The sequence below is a fragment of the Ulvibacter sp. 2305UL32-6 genome (assembly GCF_058148545.1).
Genome location: NZ_JBYVKA010000003.1, coordinates 42,178 through 62,315 on the forward strand (window position 1 = coordinate 42,178; position 20,138 = coordinate 62,315).

Genomic DNA, 20,138 nt, shown 5'->3' on the forward strand with positions numbered 1-20,138 from the left:
CTTAATTTTTCCTACAATAAATGTATATCTCACAATTATGGCTTACAAAAACCAATGTGAATCCTATATCTATCTCTTTAGACTCATTTTAACTATTGAATTATTTGCTAGCGTAAGGCTATACTACGAGGTAGGTAAAATGAAACATCCCCCTCCAAAAAATGGAAGGGGATGTAAAAGTTTAAGATCTATAAAAGCAAAATTTGTTTAGTGCTCCATTTCATCTTCGTTGTCATGCATAGGAATATGTTGTGGAATATAATCTTGACCTGGAATCACATAGTCCGTGCCATCTTTATTCATCTTACTATAATCATATGACCAACGATATACGTGTGGAATTGGGCCATCCCAGTTTCCGTGGATATGTTTCACTTCGGCTGTCCATTCTAAGGTAGTAGATTTCCAAGGGTTTTTAGGTCCTTTTTTTCCGTAGAACATAGATTGAATAAAGTTATATAAGAATACTAACTGGGCACCAGCAGTGATGATTGCAAAAATGGTAATAACCACATTTACATCAGCAAGATCATCAAAATATGGAAATGCTGTATTTGAATAATAACGTCTTGGTAATCCTGCCATACCAATAAAGTGCATTGGGAAGAAAACTCCGTATGCTCCAATTGCTGTTATCCAGAAATGAACATATCCTAAGTTTTTGTTCATCATACGTCCTTCAAACATTTTTGGGAACCAATGATAAACTCCGGCAAACAGACCATAAAGTGCAGAAATACCCATCACTAAGTGGAAGTGAGCTACTACAAAATACGTATCGTGAACGTTAATATCTAAGGCACTATCACCAAGAATAATTCCGGTTAAACCACCTGAAATGAAGGTAGAAACAAATCCGATGGAAAATAGCATTGCTGTGTTAAATTGTATATTTCCTTTCCACAGAGTTGTGATCCAGTTAAAGGCTTTTACCGCAGATGGAATTGCGATCAATAGTGTTGTAAACGTAAACACCGAACCTAAGAACGGATTCATCCCTGTAACAAACATATGGTGACCCCAAACAATGGTAGATAGAAAGGCAATAGCTAAAATCGATGCAATCATCGCTCTATAACCAAAAATTGGTTTTCTGGCATTGGTTGCCATAATTTCTGAAACCAGACCCATGGCGGGTAGAATTACAATATATACCTCTGGGTGTCCTAAGAACCAAAAAAGGTGTTCGTATAATACTGGAGATCCTCCCTGATTGTGTAATACTTCCCCGGCTATATAAATATCTGAAAGGAAGAATGATGTTCCAAAACTTCTATCCATGATCAACATCAAGGCAGCCGAAAGTAAAACTGGAAACGAAACAACACCGATTATTGCCGTAACAAAGAAAGCCCAAATCGTCAATGGCAATCTTGTCATAGACATTCCTTTGGTTCTTAAGTTAATTACGGTTACGATGTAGTTTAATGACCCTAATAAAGATGATGCAATAAAAATAGCCATAGACACCAACCATAGTGTCATACCTGCTCCAGATCCCGGAATAGCTTGTGGTAATGCGCTTAATGGTGGATAAACTGTCCATCCTGCAGAGGCTGGTCCAGCTTCAACAAAAAGTGACATAACCATGATTACACTAGATGTAAAGAAAAGCCAGTAAGAAACCATGTTTAGAAAACCCGAGGCCATATCTCGTGCGCCAATCTGTAAAGGAATCAAAAGGTTACTAAAGGTTCCACTCAAACCTGCCGTAAGGACAAAGAACACCATGATCGTACCGTGAATAGTAACTAAAGCAAGATATACACTTGGGTCCATGACGCCACCTTCGGCCCATTTTCCTAAGAATATTTCGAAAATAGTAAAAGGTTCTTCTGGCCAAGCAATTTGCATTCTAAAAAGAAGTGACATGGCAATTCCAATGATACCCATAAACAACCCTGTGATCAGGTATTGTTTTGAGATCATTTTATGATCAGTACTAAATATATATTTAGTTACGAAGGTCTCTTTATGATGATGCCCGTGATCATCGTGGTGATCTACTGCGAGGTCGTGTGCGTGTGCTGACATATCTTTAAGCTAATTTTTTTATTATTTTTTCAATGTAGTTGCGATAGTAGGCTGTTCAGCCAACCATGCTTCATAGTCTTCTTCAGACTCCACTATGATCTTCATTTGCATGTTATAGTGATTGTTCCCACAAATCTTGTTACAAAGCAACAAGTAGTCAAATTCATAAGGCTCTAGTGCTTCTTCCCCTAGTATTGCCAATTCTTCACTTTTTGCTCTACGCAGTTCGTTAATATTATTCACTTTGGCAATAATATATTCATCTTGGCGCATCTCCGCGGTAGTTACCGATGGAGTAAATGCAAATTGTGTTACCATACCAGGAACACAGTTCATCTGTGCTCTAAAGTGAGGCATAAAGGCTGAGTGCAATACATCTTGTGAACGCATCTTAAATAAGATCTTACGACCTACTGGCAAGTGTAATTCATTTACCACGATATCGTCTTGCGCATTTGGGTCTGACGCATCTACACCTAGTTGATTTACACCCTCAATTAATCGGACGTTAGCCTCTCCTAGTGTATTGTCTTCACCACTGTATCGTGCTCTCCAATCAAACTGATAGGCGTATAACTCAATAACCATCGGATTCTCTTCTTCATCCACATTCATAATGTCTGTCCAAGTGAAAAGTCCGTAAATTATAAGTCCTGCCAAAACGATAACTGGGATGACGGTCCAAATAAATTCAAGTTTATCATTATCTGCAAAAAATGTTGCTTTTTTATTCTTCTCACCACGGTATTTAAATGCATAATAATGCAATAACCATTGTGTTAAAACTCCCACAAAAAGAATCACAGCCCATGTAATAAGCATTAAATTATCAATGCCAACACCGTGCTCTGAAGCCGATTTTGGAAGGAGAGTGTCGGCCCATTTCCAATAACTCATGATCAAGAGCAGGTAAATGAATAACGTAAAGCCAAGCATCAAATAACCATTGATGTGGTTGTCTTTTTCTGAAGCTATTTCGGCAGCGCTATCTGGTTTGGCTTTAGACATCTTAAATATCTTACCCATTTGCCAAACAGCAACTCCTAAAAGAATGATTACTAATACAACTAAAAATGCGGTCATCGTTATCTGTCTCTAACTAATTAATTAATAATGAAAATGTTTACTCTCTTTTACAAACGGGTTATTCTTAACCAATAATGGCGCTTTGGTAAGTGCTCTAAACACCACAAAGAGAAACAACCCTAAAAAGAACAACATAGATGCTATTTCTGGAATTCCAATAAACCATGAAGTTCCAACGGTGCCTGGCATTACAAGTACGAATAAATCGACATAATGCCCTGCAAGAATAACAATCCCTGTAAGCACTACAAACCAATTTACACGTTTATAATCACTGTTCATAAGAAGTAGTACTGGGAATACAAAATTCATAACAAGCATTCCGAAGAAAGGCAGTTTAAAATCTTCTATTCGCGTTACAAAATAAGTCACTTCTTCAGGAATATTTGCATACCATATAAGCATGAACTGTGAGAACCATAGGTATGTCCAGAAAATACTAAATGCAAACATAAACTTAGCTAAATCGTGAATATGACTGTCGTTGACAAATTCTAAATATCCTTTCGATTTTAAGTAAATAGTTACCATGGCAATGGTAGTAATGGCACAAACCATCATACCAGCAAAAATATACCAACCATATAAAGTACTAAACCAGTGTGGATCAAAACTCATCAACCAATCCCAAGACATCATAGATTCGGTATAGATAAAGAATACTAAAAATCCTGCTGAAATTCTAAAACTTTTCTTGAACCACTTATTATCTGAAGCTTCGTCACTCTTACGAGAGAATTTCACCGCGAACTGACGATACAGTATCCATCCTCCTAAAAAGATAGCAGCCCGAATTAATAAACCAGTACCATTTAACCAGCCTGCTTTTCCTTGAAGCAATTTATCATGAGCTACAACCTCTGGGTCTGCCCAAACAAATAAGTGATTTACATGAAAGCCTGATAAAGCTAATAAAACGAACATAATGATTCCTCCAGGAACTAAGTACGCCGTAATTGCTTCCATAACCCTAAATAACACGGGAGACCATCCCGCTTGTGCCGCGAATTGTATCGCATAAAAAGCAAGTACCCCCAACGAAATCATAAAGAAAAAGAAGCAAGCTATATAAAGTGCTGCCCAAGGTCTGTTTTGTAGTTGGTGGAGCGTATGTTCTAAATGCTCTTCTTCACTACCATGTGCAGAAGCTTCTCCGTGCTCTTCTTGAGATACGGCATGCGTACCCTCAGAATCGCTATGAGTATCATGAGCTGCTTCAATAGCATGACCGTTGCCATGATCGTCGCCATGGCTTGCCATCATTTCTTTTACTTCAGCAGTAGAAGCCGGCGCAGTAAAAAAGCCTGCAAGGATACCCAGGGCTCCTAGCACCATACAAATGATCGCAAAAAGTTTTAATTTACTAGTTAGCGTATACATATCTTAGCTATTCTCTTTGATTCGTTTATTCTTGTTCAGTTTCGTTGTGCTGTTCTGTTAAAGAAGCAGTATCTGTAGACAAAGTAACCATTTGTGGTGTCTCTTCATTTACATCTTTAACTGGCGCTAATAAAGGTTCTCCGTTTAATGCAGCCTTTAAATTCATAACATGCATGGTAATTTGCCAACGTTCTAATTCGTTCGTTTGCGAAGCATAAGACCCCATACTATTTAGACCATACATTTGTACGTGGTAAACACCACCTTCTGTAATATTTCTTCCCGGATCAGAGTAGCTCGGAATTCCTAAGAATTTTTCACGTTCTACAAGAATTCCTTTCCCGGCACCAGCACCTCCATGACAAACCGCACAATAAATATTGTATAACTGTGCACCTTGTGTTAAGTTATCTTCGGTAACCTTCAATGGATTTTTTAATTCTACTTTTGCCAATTCTAATCCCTCTGTTGTATTAGGATAATCATAGGGCTGCCATCCACGTGGAATTGTACCTTCCGCAGGCAACATGGCCTCCATTCCATTTTCGAAAATGCCATAATCCCCATAGGTTTCATATCCTATAGGCTCATACATGTTTGGCATGTATTGATAATTTGGTTTGTTATCGTTAAAACAAGAAACCATACTTGCAGAAGCAATCAACAACAATGCTATATTCAGTATACTTTTCATATTAATGATCTTCATCTGTTTCAATTAAACTAATTTCTACAGCACCTGTGTTGTATAAAAACTCAGACATTTTTGCTACATCGTGATTCCCTGTATCTACAGCCATTAAAAAGTGATCATCAGTAGTTCGCACATCTGGGTTTTCAGCTTTCTTAAAAGGCCATAGTTTACTTCGCATATAAAAAGTGATCACCATTAGGTGAGCAGCAAAAAATACAGTCATCTCAAACATAATTGGGACGAATGCTGGCATATTCTCAATATAACTAAAGCTTGGTTTACCTCCAATATCTTGAGGCCAATCTTCAATCATGATAAAATTCATCATAGTAGTGGCTACAGCAAGACCAACCAACCCATACATAAATGAGGTAATTGCGATTCGTGTTGGTTCTAAACCCATCACTTTGTCTAGCCCGTGAACCGGAAAAGGTGTATAGACCTCTTCGATATGATAATGCTCTGCACGCACCTGCTTTACAGCCTGCATTAAGAGGTCATCGTCATTGTAAATAGCGTGAATCACTTTCGATGCCATATTAATTGTTTTTAAGTTTTGAAGCCTGACCAGCCCAATCGTCACGTTTTGCACGTCCAGGAAATTCGCCAATAATTTCGTCTAATAGATCGTAATCTTCATTGGTCATTCTACTTACCTGACCAAAAGTATAGATTCCTAATTGGTGTAGTTTTTGCTCCATTACAGGACCAACTCCACTAATTTTCTTAAGATCGTCGGCTGTTTGCGTAGCAGGATCAAAAGTTCCTAATTTACGCAATAGGCTATCTACCTGATCTTTTTGATATGGAGAATCTATTAGGGCATCTGCATTTACTGTTGGATTGTGTTCCTCGGAAGAATCAACATCCAAATTAGTGCTATTTGCCGCAGGCTCACGTACCACCGGGCTGTAATGCTTAACATCATCCCCGTGCTCAGCACGTAATTTTTTATATTTTGAACCAGACCCTTTTAAAATAGATTTTACTTCCGCCTGTGCAATTACAGGGAATGTTCTTGCATAAAGTAAAAACAATACAAAGAAGAAACCGATCGTTCCGATAAAGATTCCAATATCAACAAAGGTTGGTGAGAACATTGTCCAAGAAGACGGTAAGTAATCACGGTGCAATGAAGTCACAATAATAACAAAACGCTCAAACCACATCCCTATATTTACAACAATTGAAATAAAGAATGAGAACATAATACTCGTTCGTAGCCTTTTAAACCACATAAACTGTGGCGAGAATACGTTACAAGACATCATCGCCCAATACGCCCACCAATACGGTCCGGTCGCTCTGTTCAAGAATGCATACTGTTCGTATTCTACACCAGAATACCAAGCTATGAACAATTCCGTAATATAAGCTACACCTACAATAGATCCTGTAAGCATGATCACAATGTTCATCAATTCGATATGCTGAATAGTAATATAATTTTCAAGATTAGACACCTTTCGCATAATAATAAGCAAGGTGTTTACCATGGCAAATCCAGAGAAGATAGCTCCCGCAACAAAGTATGGTGGGAAGATCGTGGTATGCCAACCAGGAATTACCGAGGTAGCAAAGTCAAATGATACAATGGTGTGTACCGAAAGTACCAAAGGTGTTGCCAAACCAGCCAAAACCAACGAAACTTCTTCAAAACGTTGCCAGTCTTTTGCACGTCCACTCCAACCAAATGAAAGGATGCTATAAATTCTTTTTGTAAAAGGTGTAACTGCACGGTCACGGATCATGGCGAAATCGGGTAAAAGACCTGTCCACCAAAAAACTAAAGAAACCGAAAGATAAGTCGAGATCGCAAATACATCCCAAAGTAATGGCGAATTAAAGTTTACCCATAAGGATCCGAATTGATTCGGAATAGGCAATACCCAATATGCTAACCATGGTCGACCCATGTGGATAATTGGGAATAATCCAGCCTGAATTACTGAGAAGATCGTCATGGCTTCCGCAGAACGGTTAATTGCCATTCTCCATTTCTGTCGGAAAAGCAGTAGTACCGCCGAAATCAGTGTTCCTGCGTGACCAATACCTACCCACCAAACGAAGTTGGTAATATCCCAGGCCCAACCTACAGTTGGATTTAATCCCCAGGTCCCAATTCCAGTAGAAACAGTATAAATAATACAACCAATACCCCATAAAAAGGCAATCAATGCGATAGTAAATACTATCCACCAAGATTTATTTGCTTTTCCTTCTACAGGAGCAGCCACATCCACAGTAACATCGTGGTAGTTTTTGTCTCCAATGATTAAGGGTCTTCTAATAGGTGCTTCGTAATGCGACGCCATATCTTATAATGCTATTAGTCCGTTAGTTTAAACTTCTTTCGTATTTCTCACTTTTGCATGGTAGAACACATTTGGTTCTGTTCCCACTGCTTCAAGCAAGTGATACATTCTATTATCTTTTTTCGCTTTGTGAACTTCACTATCGTGATCGTTGATATCTCCAAAGACCATTGCACCACTATTACATGCAGCAGAACAGGCTGTTTGGAATTCAACATCTTTCACTGGTCTGCCGTCACGCTTCGCAGTAAGGATAGAAAGTTGTGTTTTTTGAATACACATAGAACACTTTTCCATTACCCCACGTGAACGAACTACAACATCAGGATTTAACACCATGCGTCCGAGGTCATTATTCATGTGATAATCAAACTCATCATTCTCATTGTATAAGAACCAATTGAAACGACGTACTTTATACGGACAGTTGTTCGCACAGTAACGTGTTCCAACACAACGGTTATACGCCATATGATTCTGGCCCTGACGTCCGTGAGACGTTGCCGCTACTGGACAAACCGTTTCACACGGAGCATGATTACAATGTTGACACATTACAGGCTGAAAGGCTACCTGCGGATTTGCAGAAGGATCTTCCATCGAGATCAAGGTGTCTTTTACTCCAGTTTCTCCAAAAAGTCCGCTTGCGCTTTCCTTTTTAACTACATCGGCGTCAAATGATTCTTCCGAAGAATAATATCTATCAATACGCAACCAGTGCATATTTCTACTTTTTCTAATTTCTTCTTTCCCAACAACAGGAACATTGTTTTCTGCATGACATGCGATTACACAGGCACCACATCCGGTACAAGCGTTCAAGTCGATAGACAGATTAAAATGATGCCCTACAGAACGGTCAAAACTATCCCAAAGATCAGCATCTGGTGAGGTCACCGCAATTTCTTTGTGATCTTTTGAAACCATCGGCATTGGATTCCATTCGCTGGCATCAGAAGTATTGAATATCTCCAAAGTGGTTTCGCGAATAATATCACGACCCATCATTGTATTTTGCAACTGTACACATGCAAATTCATGCATTCCAGTGGCTTTTTCAATAGTTACGTTTTGTACTTCTGAAAAGTTAGCGTACAATGGATAAGCATTTACACCTGTCTGCATTTCTTTCTGAATTGCAGCAGTCTTACCATATCCAAGTGCCAAACCAACAGAACCTGGAGCTTGTCCCGGCTGAATTAAAGCAGGCACATTGTTTAACACAACATCACCCATTTTAACCGTTACATAACTTCCGTTAAGCGCACCGTTAGCAACATTTTCATTTTCTATCCCTAATTTCTTAGCATCGGCTGAAGAAACGGTAACATAGTTATCCCAAGATGCCCGAGAAATAGGATCAGGCATTTCCTGTAACCAAGGGTTGTTGGCCTGCTGACCATCACCCATAGCAGTTTTAGTATACAAAGTTAGCTCTAAACCTCCATCTTGCCCAGTCATTGACAAAGCTCCATGAGACGATTGACTCGTCAAAGTAGCTTCACCATCAACAGCAGGCACTGGCTCGGTAACTACATCTACATTTGTGGTCAAGAAACCAGCTTCTAAGGTTTTGTTCCAAGACTTTCCGTCAAGAACACCTTGCCATGTTTCTTTTATATAATCGTAATAATTTTTCGTGTTTCCAGTCCATTGTAATAAACAATCCTGAAATTGTCTTGTATTAAATAATGGACGAATGGTTGGTTGAATCAAACTAAATGTTCCTTTCTTCATCTGAACATCTCCCCAAGACTCAAGATAATGAGGTGTAGCAGCAACTAAATCTGCTGCAGCTGCAGTAGCATCAAGTTTTGAAGCAAAAGCAAGTCTTAATTCAAGATTCTTATAAGCTTCAGTAAAGGCTTTATTATTTGGGAATGAGTATACAGGGTCTACACCTACTGTGATCATACCTTTTACACTGCCACTAATAACATCATTAAGCACTTTTTGTACTTCGGAATTACTTCCTTGACGTGTCATACGAGGTTTAGCCGTATCCATTACAACACTATTAGCGTTGTAATTAAGAGCCATAGCTTGTGCATTCACATCTGGAAGACCCGTAATAAGAACTCCTTTGCTTCCAGCGGCCTCTAATTGTTTTTTTGCATTGTTAACAGCAGTAGCTACATGATCGGGCAAACCTGAAGTACTACCTCCAGTTAAGGCACGAAGAACCGCCATTTGCTCAGATGGCTTTACAGGCACGCGCTTATCTGCGTTAGCACCTGAAAGTGTCATATTAGCTTCAAATTGAATATGGCGAGACATTTTTCCATTCTTTGGAACACGTCCTTTAGAATATCCACCTGAATACCCACCACCTTGCCAGTCGCCAATTAAATCGGCACCAACAGAAACAATAACTTCAGCTTTTGAAAAATCGTAATCAGGCATGGCGCGAACACCATATTTATTCTGAAAGGCATCTAATGCAGCCGATGAAGACACAGTATCGTATACTACGTGGCGTACATTAGGATTAAGTTCTGTAAATGCTGCAATAAGTTTAGCGGTAGAAGGACTCGCAAAAGTTTGCGTCAACAAAACGATGTCTTTGCCAGACATTTCGTTCATTTTCTTTGCAACTTCGGTATCAAATTCTTTCCAAGTGACCTCTTTACCACCAGCCATAGGCTGCTGTAATCTGTTAGCATCATATAATGACAAAACCGAAGCTTGCGTTCGCGCATTGACACCATTGTTATATACTGAAAGATCGTTGCGCTCAATTTTTATAGGGCGACCTTCACGTGTCTTCACCAAAACATTAGCAAAGTCAAAACCATCGGCAATACTAGTTGCGTAATAATTAGCTACACCAGGAATAATCTCATCTGGAGCAACCACATAAGGGATCGACTTGATCACTGGACCTTCACAGGCCGCCAATGATGCTGCCGCTGTGGTAAACCCAACATATTTTAAGAAATCACGACGCGTGGTAGAAGAAGCCTCAAGCGTTTCTTTGTCCCCCAAAAATTCATCTGTTGGAATTGACTCCACAAATTCATTTTCCTGAAGCGTCTTAACAATAGAGCTGTTTTCGTCTAGCTCTTCAACACTTTTCCAGTATTTCTTGTTTGATGCCATTTATACTTTATTATTTAATGATTGAAAGATTAAAAATTAAAGGATTAATTATTGATCTCTAAATTTTTGAATCTTTGAATTTCTAATAGTGACACTTTCCACATTCCAATCCACCCATTTGCGCAGCCGTCAACTTGTCTACACCGTATTTTTTGGAAAGTGCTTCATGAATTTTTTCGTAGTATTCATTGCCCTCAAGATTTACATTTGTCTCTCTGTGACAATTAATACACCAACCCATTGTCAATGGCGAGTATTGAGACATAATTTCCATCTCCTCTACCGGTCCGTGACAAGTTTGACATTCAACCCCAGCAACCGTAACGTGTTGCGAGTGGTTAAAATATGCAAAATCAGGAAGGTTGTGAATTCGAACCCATTTAACTGGCTTCGTTTCACCTGTATATTTTTGCTCATCGGCATTCCAACCAACTGCGTCGTATAATTTAAGAATTTCTTTGTTGTAATCAACACCGTACTCTGCCATACCTTCAGCTTGCACTTCAGCAGCAACTTCACCAATATTTTTATGACAATTCATACAAACATTTAATGAAGGGATACCTGAATGCTTACTTCTTCTTGCCGAAGAGTGACAGTAGTTACAATCGATCTGATTGTCTCCCGCGTGAATTCTGTGAGAATAGTGAATAGGTTGTACCGGAGCATAGCCCTGATCAACACCAACCTGCATAAAGTAGCCATACATAAAGTATGCAGAAGCAAGAAGTAAAAACACAGAAGACACTAAAACCAAAAATTGATTTTCAGCAAAAGCTTTCCAGATCGGAGTGCGCTTTGTCTCTTCTTCAAAAGCTACCCCATTTGCATCTGCAATCCGGTTTAGCGTTTTAGTCACTAAGAACAACATTACAACCAACAACAAGAAAACCAATGCGAGCGCACCAAGAATTAAATTATTAGAAACACCACCTCCAGTATTATTGCTAGCCGTATCAGCTCCACCCGTTGGAGGAGGGGCAACGGTTTTTTCAGTATATGTATACGCTAAGATATTATCAATATCTGTAGTAGATAACTGTGGGAAAGCTGTCATCGGCGAGCCGTTAAACTCCTCAAAGATCTTTACTGCTTTCGGGTCACCCGACTTCACCATCTCCGCACTGTTGGCAATCCATTTGTACAACCACTCTTTTTCATACTTATCGCCAACTTGAAAAAGGGCAGGTCCCACCGCTTTTTTGTATAATTTATGACATGCCGCACAATTTGCCTTAAACAAAGACTCACCGGCTTGTGCGTCACCAACACCAGGCGCTGGAGCAGCCGCCTCAGCCTCGGCCGTTAGTACAGGCGCATCTTGCGCTATACTGGCGGTAGAAATTGTTAGCATACAAGCTAACAAGACAAGTGACAAATTTGAGAGTAGATTTTTTAACTTCACCTTTTGCATAGTAATGGTTAATTATTGTCAATAGTTTGGCACGTAATTGGTTAATGTTTCTTAAACGATTAACGCCCCTTTACGAGCCACAAATAACGGCACAAAAGTACGGTTTAAAGTCGATTTGAAAAATCTAAATAAAGTGTTAACGGTTAATTTATAATTATTCTAAATAATAAAATTAGCTCGAATAAAGTTTATAAGATTTACATTTGCACCTCAATACTATTACAATGAAGACTCAACATACATTTAAAATATTAATTATCAGTATTTTACTTACTTTTTCTTCGGAAATTACTTTTGCACAACAAGCAACAGTTACCGTAAATCAAGATAGCAAAATAACACAATTGCTCAACCTGAAAATGGCGCTGGAGAAGGAAAATAAACTTACCGACGGTTATACCATACAACTGTATTATGGTGAATTAAACCAAGCAAATAGTGTTATAAGAAAATATCGTGGTCTTTACGGAAGTTGGCCCGCATCGATTGAATATGAGACACCAAATTATAAAGTCTGGGTAGGAAATTTCAGCACACGCCTTGAGGCTGATCGTGCTCTATTGGAAGTTCAGCGAAACTTTGAATCTGCTTTTATTTTAAAGCCAGAACGGAAGAAGCAGTGAGCAGTGAGCAGTGAGCAGTGAGCAGTGAGCAGTGAGCAGTGAGCAGTGAGCAAAATATAAAAGCCCGAATTCCATAGTGGAATTCGGGCTTTTTTCTATCAATAGAATATCAAGAGTATCGATAAACTAAAACTTATTTCAGCTTTTTCTTTACTGCAACTTCCTGGAAGGCTTCTATAATATCGCCTTCATAAATATCATTGTAGTTTTTAATCTGAATACCACAATCATATCCTTTAGCTACTTCTTTCACATCGTCCTTGAATCGTTTTAACGAATCAAGTTCACCTGTATAGACAACCACACCTTCGCGAATCAATCTAATTCCAGCGCTTCGTAAGATTTTCCCAGTCAAGACCATACAACCTGCAATGGTTCCCACTTTCGAGATCTTAAAGGTCTCACGAATCTCTGCAGTACCCGTGATCTCTTCTTTCATTTCTGGAGACAACATGCCTTCCATCGCGTCTTTTAAGTCGTTGATCGCATCGTAAATAATTGAATATGTACGGATATCAATTTCTTCCTTATCAGCTATTTGACGGGCATTCCCCATTGGTCTAACGTTGAAACCAATGATGATCGCATCGGAAGCCGAGGCTAGCAATACATCACTTTCAGTAATAGGACCAACCGCTTTATGAATAATATTCACTTGAATTTCTTCCGTAGAAAGTTTTTGGAACGAATCTGTCAATGCTTCAACAGAACCATCCACATCTCCTTTCAGAATAATATTCAACTCCTTAAAGTCTCCAAGTGCAATTCGTCGTCCGATCTCATCAAGTGTAATATGACGTTGCGTTCTAACCGACTGTTCACGTTGTAATTGTGTACGACGACTCGCAATGTCTTTCGCTTCGCGCTCATCTTCGAACACATTAAATTTATCTCCCGCCTGTGGCGCACCGTCTAAACCGAGAATCGAAACAGGGGTCGAAGGACCTGCTGCTTTGATCTTTTTCCCTCGTTCATCGTGCATGGCTTTTACTTTTCCGCTATTTTGCCCTGCAAGAACGTAATCTCCAATACGAAGTGTTCCCGCTTGCACTAAAATAGTTGAAACATAGCCCCGCCCTTTATCCAAGAACGCTTCCACAACGGTACCACTAGCTGGTTTATCTGGATTTGCTTTCAATTCCAATAACTCAGCTTCGAGTAATACTTTCTCTAATAATTCTTTAACACCTTCACCTGTTTTTGCTGAAATATCATGTGACTGGATCTTTCCACCCCAATCTTCAACCAACAAGTTCATTTGCGCTAATCCTTCTTTAATCTTTTCAGGATTTGCGTCAGGCTTATCTATTTTATTTATTGCAAACACAATTGGCACACCAGCAGCTTGCGCATGACTGATTGCCTCCTTTGTCTGTGGCATGATGCTATCATCTGCAGCCACTACAATAATTGCTAAATCGGTTACTTGAGCACCTCTGGCACGCATGGCGGTAAACGCCTCGTGACCTGGTGTATCAAGAAATGCTATTTTTTGTCCGTTCTCCAACGTAACTCCATAGGCTCCAATATGCTGTGTAATTCCTCCAGATTCTCCTGCGATCACATTCTCTTGACGAATATAATCCAGTAATGATGTTTTACCGTGGTCAACGTGACCCATTACAGTAACAATAGGTGCGCGATCTTTTAGATCTTCTGGTGCATCTTCATCTTCTTGTATCGCTTCTTCGATATCAGCAGTAATAAACTCTACCTCATAGCCAAATTCATCGGCTACAATAGATAATGTTTCGGCATCCAAACGCTGATTCATTGTTACCATCATACCCAGCGACATACAAGCAGAAATAATATTGGTAACTGGCACATCCATCATGGTAGCCACTTCGCTTACCGTTACAAATTCGGTAAGTTTTAACAACTTATTGTCAGCTTCTTGTTGTGCAAGATCTTCTTCTGTCTTTTGACGGTGACTATCTCTTTTCTCTCTACGATATTTTGCACCTTTTCCTTTAGAAGACTTCCCTTGAAGTTTCTCTAGAGTTTCGCGTACTTGTTTTTGTACTTCTTCTTCACTCGGCTCTTCCTTTGGCACATTGCTGCGCCCTACTGCCTTACGTACCGGACCTCGTTGATCACGACCTGCGCCAGAAGATCTAGGAGCTTCTTTACTTATGCGGCGTCTACGGCCCTTTTTCTCATCACCCGGTTTCTTGTCAGTTTTTTTCTTTTCAGGTTTTTTAAATTGAGAGAGGTCAATTTTTTTACCCGTAAAGTTCGGACCATTCAGTTTTTGATAATTGGTTTCAACTACCGTACTTGTATTTTCTGCAGGTACCGCAGCAGGAATGGTTTTTTCTTCCTTTTTATCCGCTACTTCCTTAGGCGCGTCGGCCTTCACCTCAGCAGGAGTAATTTCCTCTTTCTTTGCTTCGACCTTCGCAGGAGTTTCCGTCTTCGGAGCCTCCACTTTAGGAGTGTCCTTCTTAGGAACTTCAGCCTGAGGCACTTCCTTTTTAGGAACTTCGGCCTTTGGAGTTTCTGTTTTAGGAGCTTCCTTTACAACATCTTTTACGATCGCTTTTGGCTCCTCAGCTTTTGGCTCAGCTTTTTTCTTATCGGCATTAAGGTCAATTTTCCCAACCTTCTTTGGACCGTCTAATTTGGCTTCGGCTTTTATGACTCTTGAAGCTTCTTTTTGTTGCTTTTCCTCTAATTCGCGCTCGCGCTCTAAACGTAATTCTTCTTTCTCCTTACGTTTTTCTTCGCCTACTTCCTTAGACTGTACCTTCTTGCTTTTATCGGTTTGAAACTCGTCAAAAAGCACCTGATATTCGTCGTTGGATATCTTTGTAGTTGGACGTGCGTCCACCTCATAACCGTGAGAACTTAAAAATTCCACAGCCCGATCCAGCGATATATTGAACTCGCGGAGTACTTTGTTAAGCCTTATTGATTTTACTTCAGCCATAAATGCTTTTCCTGTTTTTCTCTAAATAATATATGTAAAAGTAGGTATCTTGACCCTACTCTTCAAATTCTTCTTTTAAAATATTGATAACCTCGGTAATTGTTTCTTCCTCCAGATCGGTTCTTTTTACCAAATCAGACAGGTCGTGTTCCAATACGCTTTTCGCCGTATCTAAACCAATACGCTTAAATTCATCAATGATCCATCCTTCGATCTCATCCGAAAATTCGCTCAATTCTACATCCTCTTCAGCGCCTTCTCGAAGCACATCAATCTCATAACCAGTTAGTTGGCCAGCCAAACGAATGTTATGACCTCCACGCCCTATAGCCTTACTCACCTCTTCAGGACGTAAGATAACCTCTGCGCGCTTTGTCTCCTCGTTGATCTTGATTGAAGTAACTTTCGCCGGGCTTAACGCACGGGTAATATACAACTGCAAGTTATTAGTATAATTAATAACATCAATATTCTCATTTCCTAATTCACGAACAATTCCGTGAATACGAGATCCTTTCATCCCCACACAAGCACCTACAGGATCAATACGATCATCGTAAGAATCTACAGCTACTTTAGCTTTTTCACCCGGAATACGCACCACTTTCTTAACAGTGATCAACCCGTCAAAAACTTCTGGGATTTCTTGCTCAAACAATTTTTCTAAGAAAATTGGATTCGCTCTTGACATCAATATTGATGGCTTATTCCCTTTTAGTTCAACACTTTCAATTATACCTCTTACATTATCTCCTTTACGGAAAAAATCTGAAGGAATTTGTTTGTCCTTCGGAAGGATAATTTCATTTCCATCATCATCTAACAAAATAACCGCGCGGTGGCGAATATGATGTACCTCAGCTGTATAAATTTCTCCTTCAAGTTCTTTAAACTGCTTGTAAATGTTGGTATTGTCGTGTTCGTGAATTTTTGAGATCAAATTTTGACGAAGCGCTAAAATTGAACGTCTTCCTAAGTCAATTAACTTAACTTCCTCCGAAACATCTTCACCAACTTCAAAATCATCCTCAATCTTGCGTGCTTCACTTAGCGATATTTCTTCGTTAGGATCTTCCACTTCTCCATCTGCTACAACAACACGATTTCTCCAAATCTCTAAATCTCCTTTATCAGGATTTATAATTATATCGAAGTTATCGTCACTTCCAAATTTCTTCTTTAAAGCGTTTCTAAAAACCTCCTCAAGTATCGCCATAAGCGTTACTCTGTCTATGAGTTTATCATCTTTAAATTCAGAAAATGAATCAATTAACGCTAAATTTTCCATGTCATTCTTAATTAAATGTTACCATAACTTTTGCTTCTACAATATCTTTGTAAGCCACTACCGCCTCTTTCTCGACGGTTACTTTCCCTTTTCCCACAGGCTTTGGCTCACGCGCCTTCCAAAATAAGGTCACCGCTTCATCTTCAACAGCAGTCACCTTTCCTTCAAGCGTCTCACCTGTTTTCGTTTTTATTTTTAACGTACGTCCTAAGTTTTTTTTATACTGTCGAACCTCTTTTAAGGGTTCAGACACGCCAGCCGACATCACCTCCAAAGAAAAATCAAGCTCCTCATCTAAGTTATGCTCAATTTCACGACTTACAGAAATACAATCTGAGACAGTTACACCTTCGTCGCCATCAATAATGACGCGAATTTGATTATTCTCAGTAATCTCCAAATCTATTAAGAAAAGTGACGGATTATTATCCAAAGCCTGGTTTAACAACTCTACTACGCGCTCTCGCATCATTTTTGGCTATAAAAAGAGGGGACTTTTTTGTCCCCTCAACTAATTACGTATCAATTTCGGTGCAAATATACTATATTTTTTAAAATTATAAAAATGCCTATCCCACCATTAATTTTTGTAATTTTCTTCTAACAAAGCGAAACTTAAAATTTCCTCACATGAAAAAAATATTAGTTCCAACCGATTTTTCTATTCAAGCCGAAAATGCTTTAAAAGTAGCCGTTCAAATTGCTAAAAAAAATGATGGTGTCATCTACCTCCTGCATTCCATGGAAATGCCCACACATCTTGCTAATATGAACAACGGCGCTCTTCCAGAGTCACTATTCTTTATAAAATTAGCTGAAAAACAATTTGAAGAACTTTTGCAAAAACCGTATCTCGCTGATGCTGAAATACATCAGGCCATTGGGCACGCCGAAATTTATGACGACATCGCAGAAGCAGTTAAAAAAGACGGAATTGATCTAATTATTATGGGATCGCACGGAGCTAATGGCTTTAAGGAGATGTTTATTGGAAGTAATACCGAAAAAGTGGTTCGCACATCTAATATTCCAGTATTAGTGATCAAAAATCCACATCAAAATTTTGAAGTAAATGATTTTGTTTTTGCCACAGACTTTTCCGAAGAATGCAGAAAACCCTTTGACGATGCGCAAAAATTTGCAAAAGCCATCGGGGCCAAAATGCATTTATTGTTTGTAAATACACCAAACGACTTTAAAACCACCACGCAGGCAAAAGAAATTATGAATCAATTTATCCGTGGTATGGGTGTAGAAAACTATTCGCTCAACATTTACAATGAAACCAGTGTTGAAAAAGGTATTCTGCAATTTGCCAAAGATACCAACGCAGATCTTGTAGGGATGAGCACGCACGGACGCAAAGGAATCTCGCATTTCTTTAACGGTAGCATTAGTGAAGATCTTGTAAATCACGCTAACATGCCAGTAATAACCTTTAAAATTTGATGCGACTTATTGCTGTGTTGTTTATTGTTTTTTTTCTGAAAAGCTGCGGAAGTTCTTCGGAAAAGCCACGCACCATAATCGGTGAGGCTCCTACAACCGAAATAGACAAAAAAGACACCCCTCCTATCATTCAACCGCCACCTCCAAACGCGCCTAAAGGTTCGGTTTATGGAAATTTCCGTGGAAATAGCAGACCATTTTACGCGCATGTTTCAAAAGTGAGAGGGTCTAAGACCACCATTAGCTTTGAAGACAAACAACTCCCAAACATAACATTGACAGATGCTTATGGAGCAACCGTTTTAGACCTTACCTTACCTACTTTTGATCGCGATTTACTGCTTGTTACTGCTAAAATTAAAGATCCTAATTTTAATAAATATTATCTATACATCCTGCAAAATACTACTTGGAAGCTAGTCACAAATGGCTTTGCCATTCACAAAAGTAATATGAAGGATGTGGTGCGCCCTATTTGGGTCGATCCCCAAGATCCTAATAAACTTCAAAGACATTATTCAGTGTTTAACATGGACGAAACAGATCCAAAAGGATATAGCTGGTTATTATTAACGGAAAGCGTTCCAATTGAAAACCGATAAATCCCTTGGCAATAAATTGCCGCATTCTATAGCAATTACTAACTTTAGAACCTATAAATAGTCTTATTCCGTCCATGCGCAAAAAGAAAACATCGAAATTTCCAACAATCAAACGTAATAAAAAAACAGGTTTAGCGCCTGGCACTATTGTTTTTACGGGTAACCAAAAGGTTGAAAAAGTATTGATTCATTACATGAAATACAATAATGAGATACTTGAGGAAATAGAAATCGATAGTCATAATGAAGTTCATCTACCTGTTTCCCCAAAAGATCGGGTTGATTGGTATGATGTTCGTGGAATGCATGATACCGAGCTTATTGAGGTCTTCGGAAAAGCTTTTAATATTCACCCCCTCGTTCTAGAAGACACCATCGATATCAACCAAAGACCCACTTTTGATGTTTATACAGATGGAATTTTTCTATCACTTCGCGCCATAACATTCGACAGAGAAACCTTAGAAGTACGAAAAGAACATGTAGCTATGTATTTTTACGAGGGTTTCCTAATTAGCTTTCAAGAAAGTGAAAGCGATCTATTTGCCTCCGTTAGAAAACGACTTACTTCTTCAAGCGGAAGAATTAGACAGCGCGGTTCAGATTATCTGGCTTATGCACTTGCCGATAGCATTGTTGACGACTACTACGTAGCACTTGAGGAAATGGAGATCGTTATTGAAGATCTCGAAGAAAAAATGATGGAGGAACTCGACATCAAAGATAAGAGCAGCATACATACGCTAAGAAAAGAGCTTCTTGTGCTTCGAAAATCGGTGGCGCCTTTACGTGAAGCTGTTGGACATTTTTCAAAAACCGACAGCCCCTTCGTTCAAGAAGATAGTCAGATGTATATTCGAGATCTATATGAACATACTGTTCAGGTAGTTGATGCTGTAGAGTCGTATCGTGATATTTTAAACGGCCTGCAAGATCTTTTTCTTTCCGAAGTGAGCTTTAAAATGAACCAGGTTATGCAACTGCTAACCCTTATTTCGGTCATCTTTATACCTATCACATTTTTGGCGGGTCTCTACGGAATGAACTTCGACAATATCCCGGAACTGCATCATGAAAATGGATATTATATCCTGCTTATTGTAATGGCTGTTATTGCGATTGTCCTCTTTATTCTCTTCAAAAGAAAAAAGTGGATGTAATTTTCAGAAGTGTTAAAACCCGTTAAAACACTTGGATTAATGCGGTTTTCGTATATATTTTA

The 20,138-nt window shown here is 39.1% G+C and carries 15 protein-coding genes; 4 read left to right on the plus strand and 11 right to left on the minus strand.

Annotation, left to right across the window (positions count from 1 at the left end):
* Nucleotides 1-207 precede the first annotated feature (207 nt).
* The 8 genes from ACY2RU_RS10030 to ACY2RU_RS10065 all read right to left on the minus strand — a co-directional run bounded on the left by ACY2RU_RS10030 (nucleotide 208) and on the right by ACY2RU_RS10065 (nucleotide 12,022).
* The gene (locus tag ACY2RU_RS10030; protein WP_490138321.1) at nucleotides 208-2,034 is read right to left on the minus strand and encodes a cytochrome c oxidase subunit I; all 1,827 of its coding nucleotides are present in this window, start codon (nucleotides 2,032-2,034) and stop codon (nucleotides 208-210) included.
* A 21-nt stretch (nucleotides 2,035-2,055) separates the two neighbouring features.
* A complete protein-coding gene (locus ACY2RU_RS10035; protein WP_490138322.1) occupies nucleotides 2,056-3,117 on the minus strand; it encodes a cytochrome c oxidase subunit II in 1,062 nt (353 codons plus the stop codon).
* A 24-nt stretch (nucleotides 3,118-3,141) separates the two neighbouring features.
* On the minus strand, nucleotides 3,142-4,500 hold the full coding sequence (locus ACY2RU_RS10040; protein WP_490138323.1) for a quinol:cytochrome C oxidoreductase: 1,359 nt from the start codon (nucleotides 4,498-4,500) through the stop codon (nucleotides 3,142-3,144).
* A 25-nt stretch (nucleotides 4,501-4,525) separates the two neighbouring features.
* Nucleotides 4,526-5,194 carry a c-type cytochrome gene (locus ACY2RU_RS10045; protein ID WP_490138324.1) on the minus strand — a complete coding sequence of 223 codons (669 nt, stop codon included), beginning with the start codon at nucleotides 5,192-5,194 and terminating at the stop codon, nucleotides 4,526-4,528.
* A gap of 1 nt (nucleotide 5,195) precedes the next feature.
* Nucleotides 5,196-5,732: a DUF3341 domain-containing protein gene (locus tag ACY2RU_RS10050; protein WP_490138325.1), complete on the minus strand. Its 537-nt coding sequence runs from the start codon at nucleotides 5,730-5,732 to the stop codon at nucleotides 5,196-5,198.
* Between the two features lies 1 nt (nucleotide 5,733).
* Nucleotides 5,734-7,509 (minus strand): helix-hairpin-helix domain-containing protein, encoded by a 1,776-nt coding sequence (locus ACY2RU_RS10055; protein WP_490138326.1) that lies wholly within the window; start codon nucleotides 7,507-7,509, stop codon nucleotides 5,734-5,736.
* A gap of 27 nt (nucleotides 7,510-7,536) precedes the next feature.
* Nucleotides 7,537-10,608, minus strand: a complete 3,072-nt coding sequence (locus tag ACY2RU_RS10060; RefSeq protein WP_490138327.1) for a TAT-variant-translocated molybdopterin oxidoreductase — start codon at nucleotides 10,606-10,608, stop codon at nucleotides 7,537-7,539.
* Between the two features lie 82 nt (nucleotides 10,609-10,690).
* Nucleotides 10,691-12,022: a c-type cytochrome gene (locus ACY2RU_RS10065; protein WP_490138328.1), complete on the minus strand. Its 1,332-nt coding sequence runs from the start codon at nucleotides 12,020-12,022 to the stop codon at nucleotides 10,691-10,693.
* Between the two features lie 224 nt (nucleotides 12,023-12,246).
* Between ACY2RU_RS10065 and ACY2RU_RS10070 the strand changes: the two genes are divergently transcribed.
* Nucleotides 12,247-12,645, plus strand: a complete 399-nt coding sequence (locus tag ACY2RU_RS10070; RefSeq protein WP_490138329.1) for an SPOR domain-containing protein — start codon at nucleotides 12,247-12,249, stop codon at nucleotides 12,643-12,645.
* A 133-nt stretch (nucleotides 12,646-12,778) separates the two neighbouring features.
* Here the strand turns inward: ACY2RU_RS10070 and infB are convergent, their stop codons facing one another.
* From infB to rimP, 3 genes are read right to left on the minus strand one after another with little or no spacing between them, the layout of a single operon-like run.
* Nucleotides 12,779-15,577, minus strand: coding sequence for a translation initiation factor IF-2 (infB, locus tag ACY2RU_RS10075; RefSeq protein ID WP_490138330.1), 2,799 nt, complete (start codon nucleotides 15,575-15,577; stop codon nucleotides 12,779-12,781).
* A gap of 55 nt (nucleotides 15,578-15,632) precedes the next feature.
* Complete coding sequence (gene nusA, locus ACY2RU_RS10080; protein WP_490138331.1) at nucleotides 15,633-16,865, minus strand: transcription termination factor NusA; 1,233 nt, start codon at nucleotides 16,863-16,865, stop codon at nucleotides 15,633-15,635.
* A gap of 7 nt (nucleotides 16,866-16,872) precedes the next feature.
* A complete protein-coding gene (rimP, locus tag ACY2RU_RS10085; protein WP_490138332.1) occupies nucleotides 16,873-17,337 on the minus strand; it encodes a ribosome assembly cofactor RimP in 465 nt (154 codons plus the stop codon).
* Nucleotides 17,338-17,495: 158 nt separating this feature from the next.
* Between rimP and ACY2RU_RS10090 the strand changes: the two genes are divergently transcribed.
* From ACY2RU_RS10090 to corA, 3 genes are all read left to right on the plus strand, one after another.
* Entirely contained in the window at nucleotides 17,496-18,314 is an 819-nt protein-coding gene (locus tag ACY2RU_RS10090; RefSeq protein ID WP_490138333.1) for a universal stress protein, read from the plus strand.
* The gene (locus tag ACY2RU_RS10095) at nucleotides 18,311-18,916 is read left to right on the plus strand and encodes a hypothetical protein (protein ID WP_490138334.1); all 606 of its coding nucleotides are present in this window, start codon (nucleotides 18,311-18,313) and stop codon (nucleotides 18,914-18,916) included. Before ACY2RU_RS10090 ends, ACY2RU_RS10095 begins: the two co-directional genes overlap by 4 nt.
* Before the next feature lie 74 nt (nucleotides 18,917-18,990).
* Nucleotides 18,991-20,076: a magnesium/cobalt transporter CorA gene (corA, locus tag ACY2RU_RS10100; RefSeq protein ID WP_490138335.1), complete on the plus strand. Its 1,086-nt coding sequence runs from the start codon at nucleotides 18,991-18,993 to the stop codon at nucleotides 20,074-20,076.
* Nucleotides 20,077-20,138: the final 62 nt, after the last annotated feature.

Coding starts and splice junctions, on each gene's coding strand:
- ACY2RU_RS10030 (WP_490138321.1), bottom strand. CDS start 2,034: ATGTCAGCACACGCACACGACCTCGCAGTAGATCACCACGATGATCAC.
- ACY2RU_RS10035 (WP_490138322.1), bottom strand. CDS start 3,117: ATGACCGCATTTTTAGTTGTATTAGTAATCATTCTTTTAGGAGTTGCT.
- ACY2RU_RS10040 (WP_490138323.1), bottom strand. CDS start 4,500: ATGTATACGCTAACTAGTAAATTAAAACTTTTTGCGATCATTTGTATG.
- ACY2RU_RS10045 (WP_490138324.1), bottom strand. CDS start 5,194: ATGAAAAGTATACTGAATATAGCATTGTTGTTGATTGCTTCTGCAAGT.
- ACY2RU_RS10050 (WP_490138325.1), bottom strand. CDS start 5,732: ATGGCATCGAAAGTGATTCACGCTATTTACAATGACGATGACCTCTTA.
- ACY2RU_RS10055 (WP_490138326.1), bottom strand. CDS start 7,509: ATGGCGTCGCATTACGAAGCACCTATTAGAAGACCCTTAATCATTGGA.
- ACY2RU_RS10060 (WP_490138327.1), bottom strand. CDS start 10,608: ATGGCATCAAACAAGAAATACTGGAAAAGTGTTGAAGAGCTAGACGAA.
- ACY2RU_RS10065 (WP_490138328.1), bottom strand. CDS start 12,022: ATGCAAAAGGTGAAGTTAAAAAATCTACTCTCAAATTTGTCACTTGTC.
- ACY2RU_RS10070 (WP_490138329.1), top strand. CDS start 12,247: ATGAAGACTCAACATACATTTAAAATATTAATTATCAGTATTTTACTT.
- infB (WP_490138330.1), bottom strand. CDS start 15,577: ATGGCTGAAGTAAAATCAATAAGGCTTAACAAAGTACTCCGCGAGTTC.
- nusA (WP_490138331.1), bottom strand. CDS start 16,865: ATGGAAAATTTAGCGTTAATTGATTCATTTTCTGAATTTAAAGATGAT.
- rimP (WP_490138332.1), bottom strand. CDS start 17,337: ATGATGCGAGAGCGCGTAGTAGAGTTGTTAAACCAGGCTTTGGATAAT.
- ACY2RU_RS10090 (WP_490138333.1), top strand. CDS start 17,496: ATGAAAAAAATATTAGTTCCAACCGATTTTTCTATTCAAGCCGAAAAT.
- corA (WP_490138335.1), top strand. CDS start 18,991: ATGCGCAAAAAGAAAACATCGAAATTTCCAACAATCAAACGTAATAAA.